7 protein-coding genes are annotated in these 9,355 nt (G+C 52.0%); 5 read left to right on the top strand and 2 right to left on the bottom strand.

Features of this window, described 5'->3' with window-relative positions:
• Positions 1 to 38: 38 nt before the first annotated feature.
• From DDR33_RS23620 to DDR33_RS23610, 3 genes are read left to right on the top strand one after another with little or no spacing between them, the layout of a single operon-like run.
• Positions 39 to 3,362, top strand: a complete 3,324-nt coding sequence (locus tag DDR33_RS23620) for a SusC/RagA family TonB-linked outer membrane protein (RefSeq protein ID WP_109418274.1) — start codon at positions 39 to 41, stop codon at positions 3,360 to 3,362.
• Between the two features lie 9 nt (positions 3,363 to 3,371).
• On the top strand, positions 3,372 to 4,772 hold the full coding sequence (locus DDR33_RS23615; RefSeq protein WP_109418273.1) for a RagB/SusD family nutrient uptake outer membrane protein: 1,401 nt from the start codon (positions 3,372 to 3,374) through the stop codon (positions 4,770 to 4,772).
• 22 nt (positions 4,773 to 4,794) lie between these two features.
• Positions 4,795 to 6,300: a TlpA family protein disulfide reductase gene (locus DDR33_RS23610; RefSeq protein WP_109418272.1), complete on the top strand. Its 1,506-nt coding sequence runs from the start codon at positions 4,795 to 4,797 to the stop codon at positions 6,298 to 6,300.
• Positions 6,301 to 6,315: 15 nt separating this feature from the next.
• Here DDR33_RS23610 and DDR33_RS23605 read toward each other — a convergent pair whose 3' ends face one another.
• Both DDR33_RS23605 and DDR33_RS23600 read right to left on the bottom strand, forming a co-directional pair.
• Positions 6,316 to 6,654 (bottom strand): hypothetical protein, encoded by a 339-nt coding sequence (locus DDR33_RS23605; RefSeq protein WP_109418271.1) that lies wholly within the window; start codon positions 6,652 to 6,654, stop codon positions 6,316 to 6,318.
• Positions 6,638 to 7,246 (bottom strand): MauE/DoxX family redox-associated membrane protein, encoded by a 609-nt coding sequence (locus tag DDR33_RS23600; RefSeq protein WP_109418270.1) that lies wholly within the window; start codon positions 7,244 to 7,246, stop codon positions 6,638 to 6,640. The genes DDR33_RS23605 and DDR33_RS23600 overlap by 17 nt, the downstream gene beginning before the upstream one ends.
• Before the next feature lie 262 nt (positions 7,247 to 7,508).
• On the opposite strand from DDR33_RS23600, the gene DDR33_RS23595 reads away from it, so the two are divergent.
• The gene (locus tag DDR33_RS23595; RefSeq protein ID WP_109418269.1) at positions 7,509 to 8,936 is read left to right on the top strand and encodes a GntR family transcriptional regulator; all 1,428 of its coding nucleotides are present in this window, start codon (positions 7,509 to 7,511) and stop codon (positions 8,934 to 8,936) included.
• 26 nt (positions 8,937 to 8,962) lie between these two features.
• Positions 8,963 to 9,259, top strand: coding sequence for a helix-turn-helix domain-containing protein (locus DDR33_RS23590; RefSeq protein WP_109418268.1), 297 nt, complete (start codon positions 8,963 to 8,965; stop codon positions 9,257 to 9,259).
• The last annotated feature ends 96 nt before the right edge of the window (positions 9,260 to 9,355 follow it).

The following is a 9,355-nucleotide window of genomic DNA, read 5'->3' as shown; positions in this document are numbered from 1 at the left end:
TCTATATTTTCTTAATCCTCTTAATCATTAATCAAAAAATGCTCAAAATCCGAGTACAGGGAATCCTTTTGCCCTTTTTTAAGCACAAGACGAAACAACTCAAACATCCGGCGGAAACTCCCGCGCCGATACAACAACCTGCGTCCGAAAAACTTCCCGGCCAGTACCTGCTCTGTTTTTACATCCTGATGATCATCCTCTTTTCGCTGATGGCCATCGTAAGCACCTACGCGCAGACAGGCCATTCCATCAAAGGAAAAGTCACCGACGAAAAAGGCGGGCCGCTTCCGGGAGCGCTCATTAAAATAAAGGGAACCACACATGCCACCTCCGCAGGGAAGGAAGGTCTTTTCTCCTTACAAAACGTTCCCCCCGATGCCATCCTGGTCGTCTCCTTCATCGGTTACCAGTCAAAAGAACTCAGGCTGCAAGCCGCCCGGGCAGACATCACCATCTCTCTTATCCCCGATGCCATGCAACTCGAAGAGGTTGCCGTTGTCAGCACCGGCTACCAGCAGCTCCCCAAAGAAAGGGCTACCGGTTCCTTTACCCCAATAGATAATACGCTGATCAACCGTTCAGTCTCCACCAGCATCCTTGACCGGCTTGACGGCGTCAGCAGCGGCCTCATTTTTACCAAAAGCAGCAACATCGCCTCCGGCCTGCAACAGGGCAGGATCGAGATCAGGGGACGATCCACTTTATTTTCCAATGCCGAACCCCTGATCGTAGTGGACAATTTCCCCTATGATGGAGACCCTGACAACCTCAATCCCAACGATATCGAAAGCATTACCATCCTGAAAGATGCCGCCGCGGCGTCTGTATGGGGATCACGTTCCGGCAACGGGGTGATCGTGATCAGTACCAAAAAGGGGCGGCTGAATACAGGTCCCACTATCGGCTTCAACGCCAGTGTTAACATTGGGACTAAACCCGACTTGTACTACCGGCCACAGTTAAGCTCTGCTGAGTGGATAGAAGTCGAACAATTCCTTTATAACAAAGGTGCTTATTCATCGAAGATTGCAGACGGATATTCTGCGCTGTCGCCAGCAGTGGAAATTTTTCAGGCCAGGGCAGAGGGGCTCCTGTCAGCAGCAGACTCTCTGTCGCGCATTAATGCCTTGAAAAGTTATGATGTGCGCGAGCAGCAGCTGAAATATTATTACCGGCAGAGCGTCAACCAGCAGTACCAGGCAAATATTAGCGGCGGAAGCGCCAGTCAAAATTACTTTGTTTCTTTTGGGTACGACAAGAATCTGACCGGCGAGGTGGCCAGCGGCTATGACCGGTTCACACTCAATGCCAGCAACACCTACCACCTGTTGGGGGATAAGCTGGAACTCGGCGCCGGGATCATTTATACCGGCAGTGAAAATACCTCAGGCCCTTCAGCTGTCAGCCTGCCGTATCCTTACACCCGCATAGCAGATGCCGAAGGAAATGCTCTGGCGGTAGCACGGAACCTGCGCTCTGCTTATACCGATACCGCAGGTCGCGGAAAACTGCTGAACTGGGAATACAAACCCCTGGACGAACTGAACAATAAATACAGCCGCCAGGTGTCTAAGCTGACCGATTACCGGCTTAACCTGTCTTTAACCTATAAGATCACCGGCGGATTAAGGGCTACTGGCTATTATAGTTACGAAAAAGGGCAGCGGGACGGTAGCCAGCTGCACGAGCAGGAGTCCTATTATGCCCGTAACCTGGTGAACACCTTCACACAGATAAACCCGGCCACGGGGACTCTCCGCTACCCTTTGCCGATGGGAGCCATTCTATATACCGATGTCTCCACACTGAGCTCCGACAACGGTCGGTTCCAGCTCAGCTTTGACCACCAGTGGGGACTGCATTCGGTGAGCGCCCTGGCCGGAGCCGAAGTGCGCGACTATTCCGTTATTACAGGCAACAACGTCTATTACGGCTATAACCAGGATACCAGGACGAACCAGAACGTGGCGGTCAATACCACCACAGACTTTCCCTATTTCTACGGCACCGGCACCGGCCGTATCGTGATCAACCCCACCCAGTTGGGTACCACTGATCGTTTTATTTCGTATTACATGAACGGTGCTTACACTTACCGGGACCGCTATACTGCTTCCTTTAGCGCCCGTAGAGACGAGTCGAACATCTTTGGGGTGGCTACCAACCAGAAAGGCGTCCCTCTCTGGAGTGCCGGCCTGGCCTGGACCATAAACCAGGAAGATTTCTATCACCAGGAGTGGCTGCCGCAATTGAAGCTCCGTGCTACCTTTGGCTATACGGGCAATGTCAATAACAGCATATCCGCTTATCTCACCGCCATAGCTGGTGGCACACAGGTTTACAACGCTTATAATGCCACCATCCAGAACCCGCCTAATCCTTCACTCCGCTGGGAAAAGAACCGGAACCTGAATGCCGGGATCGACTTCGCATCCAAAGGCAACAGGCTGTCGGGTAGTATCGACTGGTGGCACAAAAAAGGAATGGACCTGATTGGTAATAGTCCCATTGCCCCCCAGACCGGCATCTCCCTTTATACCGGCAACTCCGCTACTACGGCGAGTAAAGGTCTTGATGTGCAACTAAACAGCATCAACCTTGATGGAAAGCTGAAATGGTACACCACTCTGCTCTTTAATTATTCGCAAAGCAAAGTGGTCTCTTATAAAGCTGCCAGCGGCACCAATTATGATGTCGTGTCGGGCAACTACACCAATCCACTTGAAGGGTATTCCTATTATGCCGTGTTCAGTTTCCGCTATGCCGGGCTAACCGGCGGCGGAGACCCGCAGGCCTGGCTCAACGGAAATCTCAGCACGGACTATGCCGCTATCCGGAATTCGAAAGACCGCAATGACCTGGTGTACAACGGATCTGGTGTTCCTGTGACGTTCGGCAGCCTGCGCAATACCTTCCAGCTTAAAGGTTTCGATCTCTCCTGCAATATCCTGTATAAGCTGGGATACTTCTACCGGAGGAACTCGCTCGACAATGACGCCCTGTACGGCGGCGGCGCCGTTTACCAGATGGACGGATATGAAGACCGCTGGCAGAAGCCCGGAGATGAACAGCGAACCAATGTGCCTGCGCTGGTGTACCCCGGTACGGTAGCCCGTACGAGCATTTACCAGTTTTCAGACGTGCTGGTAGACAAGGGCGATCATATCCGGCTTGGTGACATCCGGCTCGGCTACAGGTTTCCCGACCGGAAAGGGTTTCCGCTGCGGCATCTGAACGTTTTCGCGTATGCCCGTAACCTGGGGATCATCTGGCGGGCGAACCGGCATGGCATTGACCCCGATTATGTCACCGGTATCCCGCAGCCGCGCACCCTCGCATTTGGATTTAAAGCAGACCTCTAGATTTTAATCATGATGAAAACCATTACCTTCCTACTATATTTCTCCCTCATTGTTCTCCTTTCCGCTTGCAGCAAAAGCGACTTTCTCGATGAAAAGCCTGCAAGTAACCTGCTGGTGCCCGCTACCCTTAATGATTTTCAGGCATTGCTTGACAATACGAATGTGATGAACTTTACAGGCGGGCTGGCCCAGCTGGCTTCGGACGACTACACCGTCACGGATGAGGCTTACCAGTCGGTGCCGGTGGCTACCCAGCGCAACTCATATATCTGGGCAAAGGATCTCTATGGCGGCGAGCGGGAGATCCGGGACTGGAATAAGCTTTATGAGCAGGTGTTCTACACCAATGCAGTGCTCGACGGGCTGGCCAGGTATGCAGATGCAGAAAACCCGCAGGCCCGCTATCTGAAAGGCTGGGCCTTGTTTGCCAGGGCTTTCTCTTTTTACGACCTGATCCGCAATTTCTGCAAAGCCTATGACGCAGCTACGGCTGCAACTGATCCGGGAATCCCGCTCAGGCTGAGCCCGGCAATCGATTATACCCAGCCGCGCGCTACTCTTCAGCAAAGTTTCGGCCAGGTGCTGAGTGACCTCTCTGAGTCTGAAACCCTTTTACCGGTGGAAAGGCCCTCGGCTAATTTAAACCGGCCTTCTAAATTAGCCGTGTACGCGCTTCTGGCTCGTATCTTCCTGGATATGGGCGACTACAGCCGCGCACTGGACAACGCAGAGAAATGCCTGGCGTTGTACGATGTGCTGCTCGACTACAATACAATCAGCAAAACCTCCGCCACTCCCTTTTCGACGACGAATGCAGAGCTGATCTATAATGCCTGGCAGGTAGCGGTCTATGGCGAATTTACCGGTAACTATACGGCTGCCAGCGCCCGGATTGCGCCGGATCTATTGGGAATATACAGTGCAAATGACCTGCGGAAGGCGGTTTACTTTAATGCAAGGCCCGATAACAGCTATATCAAAAAACGGGGATACAACGGTTATGGCGCCTACGGCTTCACAGGACTTGCTACCGACGAAGTGTACCTGGTAAAGGCAGAATGCCTGGCCCGCAGGGGAGAGACAGCCTCTGCGATGAACACCCTCAACCAGTTGCTCCGGAAGCGCTGGTCGCCTGCCGCCACTACACCTGCCGCACCCTACCAGGATCTCACGGCTGCCACGCCGGACGAAGCCCTGCAGAAGATCCTGCTGGAAAGAAGGAAAGAACTGGTGTGGCGCGGCCTGCGCTGGCATGACCTGAAACGCCTGAACAGGGAAGGGGTGGGGATCACCCTGACACGCATGGTGGCTGGTACCCGCTACACCATAGCTCCCAACGATCCCCGCTACGTATTTCCCATCCCCGACGATGAGATTGCCCTGAGCGGGATCACCCAAAACATCCGGTAGAACAATCTTTAAGCAAAACAATATGAAATTAGTGAAGCTGGCAGTGGCAGTTTTTTTCCTGCCTCTGCTCGTCCAGGCGCAACAGTCACACTATGCAGCCTCAGTGAGAGTAGTCGTACAGGATTCCGTCTTCCTGGAGGAAGGGGAAATTGAATTCAAACTGTACCCCGACGGTATTCATACCGACCTGACCGCGGAAACTAAGCCGGTCACGCATAGAATAAGCCGCGCAGCAGAGCAGATGGAAGTTCCTCTTTCAGCAGCGCTCAGTTATGTAAGGATCACCTGTCGGTTCAAAGGCCAGGAGCTGGCAGTGGGAATGGCTCTGAAGCCCTTCAATTACGATAACAACCTGTTTATATTGAGAGATGGTGACAACATCACGCTCTTTTTAAACAGGGACACGGTTGCTTTCGGAGGCCGGGGAAGCGAAAAATACGCCTGTTCCCTGGAGCTATCGCGGCATATGGATATTGCCGCCGCACACCGTGTGGAGGAAGAAAACGATCTGAAGAAGGGACTCTATTCCTCTTACCTCGCCGCCTGCGCCCGTCACCAGGACTCGCTTTACCAGGTCCGGAAGAAAGTATTGGATCGCTACCGCCCGCTTATAGAGCGGGACGTGTTCCCGCTGTTACAGGCAGACATCTGGGGCGACTACAACCGGGCCTTATTAAGCAGGATGTTTGCCGGGACCTCGCGGGTTGTAAAGCCCTATGGACCGGGCCATCATGATGCGGTCAAAGAAGCGTACCGGGAATATGAGTCCGGTTTTAATGGCCGGTTCCTGCCGGACAGCATTTTGGCCCGCTCATTCAAATACGCTGATTTCCTGTTTTGGAAGGAATACGCCGCCGAACAGGTTTTCAATCCCAGGGAACAGGCAGGAAATGCGCCATCCCCATTTCTCTACCGTTATCACGCTATTCAGAAGCACTATAGCGGGATCATCCGGGATAAAGTCAGCCTCCTGAATTTTTACTTCAGCAAGAGTACCCGCCGTGACCTGGACCTGGTAAGAGAAGAGGCAGTAGCTCAAACAGGGCATGAACCTTACAAGAGGGAACTCCTCAGGTTCATAGAAAGCAGGACGGGACAAGCCTATGCGTTTGAACTGCCCGATAAAGAGGGGAAAATACACAAGCTTAGTGATTTCAAAGGGAAACTGATCGTGATGGACTTTTGGTATACCGGCTGTATCAACTGCGTGGAACTGGCAGAAAAACTAAAACCCATTGTCCGGGAGTTCAAATCTAATCCCGGCATTGTGTTCTTATCGGTCAGTATCGACGGGGGCAAAAACCGGCAGGTATGGCTCAGGAGCCTGGAGCTGGAACGGTACAGCAGCCCCGATGAGATCAACCTGCTCGCACAAGGCAAGGATGCAGAAATCATTAAACATTATAATATCCAGGGATATCCCACCTTACTGGTCATTTCAAAAGAGGGCCGGGTGATCACATTAAGACCACCCGACCCCCGGACTGACTCTCAGGGATTCGTCCGTTTCCTGAAGACGAATTTGTGAACCCCGGTTTTCGAGCTAGTCTCCTGTGTAAAGCGCCTGAGATGAATGCTCACCGGCTACAATTTTAGCGGGACTTGCCAGGAAATTGTTAATGTCGCTGGTGCTGTAGCTTGACTGGTCAGGAATGGCAGCCGTCACCCTGTAATAACATTGCATGGAGGCGCTTCCGGCGCAATCCAGTGAGGTGGGTTCTGTATTCCGCTCTTCCCAGAGCCCATTGGAAGTTTGCACCAGGAATGCGCCTGCCCCTGGTTTGCTTGCTTCTTTCGAAGCCTCTGCGCTTTTAAAAGCACTCCCCACTATCACTGCGACAGCCAGGGAAATCCCTACGGATAGTTTACCGAAGTTGTTCATGTTCGTTTTCTTTAAAGTGAATATTCATTTTACTGATCGACAGGGCAAACAGGGCCAGGCCTGTAAAGCCCGCGTTAAAAAGCAAATGCCCGCCCCAGCTCATCTTTGAGAGGAGCAGGTTACAGTTGCATGGTAGTTTTTCGGCCAGCAGCATCATGCTCAGGATGTACACTGTAAAAATGATCATCAATCCCGTAAACCCAAACAAGCCCCACCGACTCGTGGGAGGTACTATCAGCAGGATTGCAACCGCCGCTTCCAGGGCCGGTACCGCCCAGGCGATCACCGGGGCATAGCTGCTGATGAACGGAACCCGGGCAAGCCCTTTCTGAAAAGTGTCGTGGTCGGTTATTTTGTCGGCAGCCGATCCCATGAAGAGGACCATGCAGAGCATACAGATCACAAAAACGGTATACTCCTTTACCTTCCCTGTAAACAGGCGGCTGATTCTGACGGTCAGTAAGTGAATTTTATGGATGGGTATGTGGTACATAATGATATAAATAGATTTTTCAAAAAAATGGAGCTTGCTGTCGGCCCCGGGTCGGAAGAGCGCATGCTTTTTATCATGTGATTCTTTGGGTTTCATCATGAACCTCCTTTCTTTTTTGTAAAGTTTGGAATTTGCGCTGGATCTTGGTTGTCTCAAACTTCCTCGATTTTAGTAACACGCTGATTCTCCTAAAATGGGCAGTGGATTGACACACTGCGACGAAAAATGAGTGACTCACCGGCTCAAATGCTGAGAATTTTGCCCCAAATCTTTGAATTTATTGATGAGTTTTATTAATTGCCTGCCTTATCTGAATTAACGCCCCGGAAAATTGATTAATTGAACTGAAAACTATTATCGGATGCCTGACAAATGGAATTCACTTTGGGAGCAGCCTCTTGACCGTAAGCGGTCACTCACTGAGCAAATCGTAGAAAGATGCAAAGATGCCATGATGCGGAATGACCTCAAACGGGGTCTGAAAGTTCCGCCGATCCGTGTGCTGAGCAGAAAGCTGTCGGTAGCCGAGGGGACGGTGAAAACTGCTTACCTCTTACTTCAGTCTGAAGGATATTTCGAGCCTCAGAGGCACCGGGGCACTTTTGTTATCAATGTGCCAGGAAGCGCGTCTAAAGCAGTGTCCGGGTGGACTGACCCCGTGCCATATACATTCCGTGCAGACAGGGAGTTCTATGGCTGTGATCACTTTTCGTTTTCTCCTGCTTTTCTGAAGATAGGTGCTGTTTTCCCGGCGCAGACCTATCTCAGGGCTGACCAGTATTATGATATATGCAGAAGCCTGGCTCACCGGCAAAATCTAGTGAATCACGGGCATGGAGAGGATACCCCTGATGCTATGCTTCGCCGCCTGCTGTTAAACAGGGGTATAGAGGCGGAGGCTGGCCAGCACCTGGTGCTCCCGGGTGCTTCGGGGCTCCTGCTGGCAGCGGAAACACTGGTAAAACCGGGAGACTTAATTGTGATGGCTTCGCCGCTCGATATGGCGGCCCGGGCGACCTTCCTCCGCTCGGGTGCTTCCCTGGCGTTTGCGGGGTCTGATGACGAGGGGATCCTGACTGATGGCGTAGAGCGTATCTGCCGCGAAAAGCGGGTGAAGGCTGTACTGGTGAGGCCGGCGGTGGCATTCCCCGAAAACGTGACCCTGTCGGAAAGACGGAGGGATGCCTTGCTTGCACTGGCTGCGAAATACTATTTCGTGTTGATTGCAATGGATAATGCCGGCGAACTTTGGTTCAGGAGGCCGCTGATCCCCCTGGCCGGGAGGCACCATAAAGGTGAGATCATTCACATAGGCAGCCTGAGCACGCTGGCTGGTTCGCTCGGCAACTTTGACGTGCTGGTGGCCGGCAGGGGCTTCGTAAGGTCTGTTGCCCGACATGCTGAAGCGTATCTTCTGCCGTACCAGCCGGAAGCCTGGCTTCCCCTGCTCCGCTACATCAATTTATATGGCAAAGAGCCTCATATAAAGAAGCTGATGTTATCTTATCGCAAGCTCCTTGACGAAATCCGGGAGGCCTTCAATCATATTATGCAGGGAAAGGCCGTAATGACCGAGCCCCTTGCGGGATTGGCCTTATGGATCACGTTTTCCAATGGAATCCCTTCTGAACAATTGCTGCCGCTTTTCACCAGGAGCGGCTTTGATGATTACGAAAAGAGAGCATCCGATCCTCCGCCCTGCCAGGTTTCTGCGCTGCACATTGGTTTTGGGATGCACGATATATCCAGCTTCCGCACCTTATTTGAAGGCCTTTCTGCATTGCTTTAATTTCATTTAACCCAATCCAATATACTATGCGAGAATTTGTTCGTTTAACCAGGAACATTTTTAACCTTGTGAGCCTGCTCCGGGATGTCCTTTCCATGATGAAAGATATTCATGAAACCCAAAAGGAAATGGAGGCTGATATCAGAGAATTCACCGGCAAGTGGGACAACGAGGTTTGGCTGACCTGTAAAGAAGCTGCTGCCCTTATCCGTATGTCTGAAAAGACCATCCGCAACTGGCGGGAGGCCGGTAAGTTGTCGGCTAAACAGGTTGGCGGCCGTTACCTTTTTGCCCGCTCCGAAGTGTTAAAGCAACTGAAATAGCTTTTTCCCTGACCCCCGCTTCTGACCTGCTTCAGAGTCCCTTCGCTTTTGCTAAGCTCTACCCGGGCTTGCGCTTTGCTTTTTCTTCGCTTTTAT

The organism is Pararcticibacter amylolyticus (genome assembly GCF_003130405.1).
Lineage (GTDB): Bacteria > Bacteroidota > Bacteroidia > Sphingobacteriales > Sphingobacteriaceae > Arcticibacter > Arcticibacter amylolyticus.
This window is presented reverse-complemented; position numbering and strand designations above follow the sequence as displayed.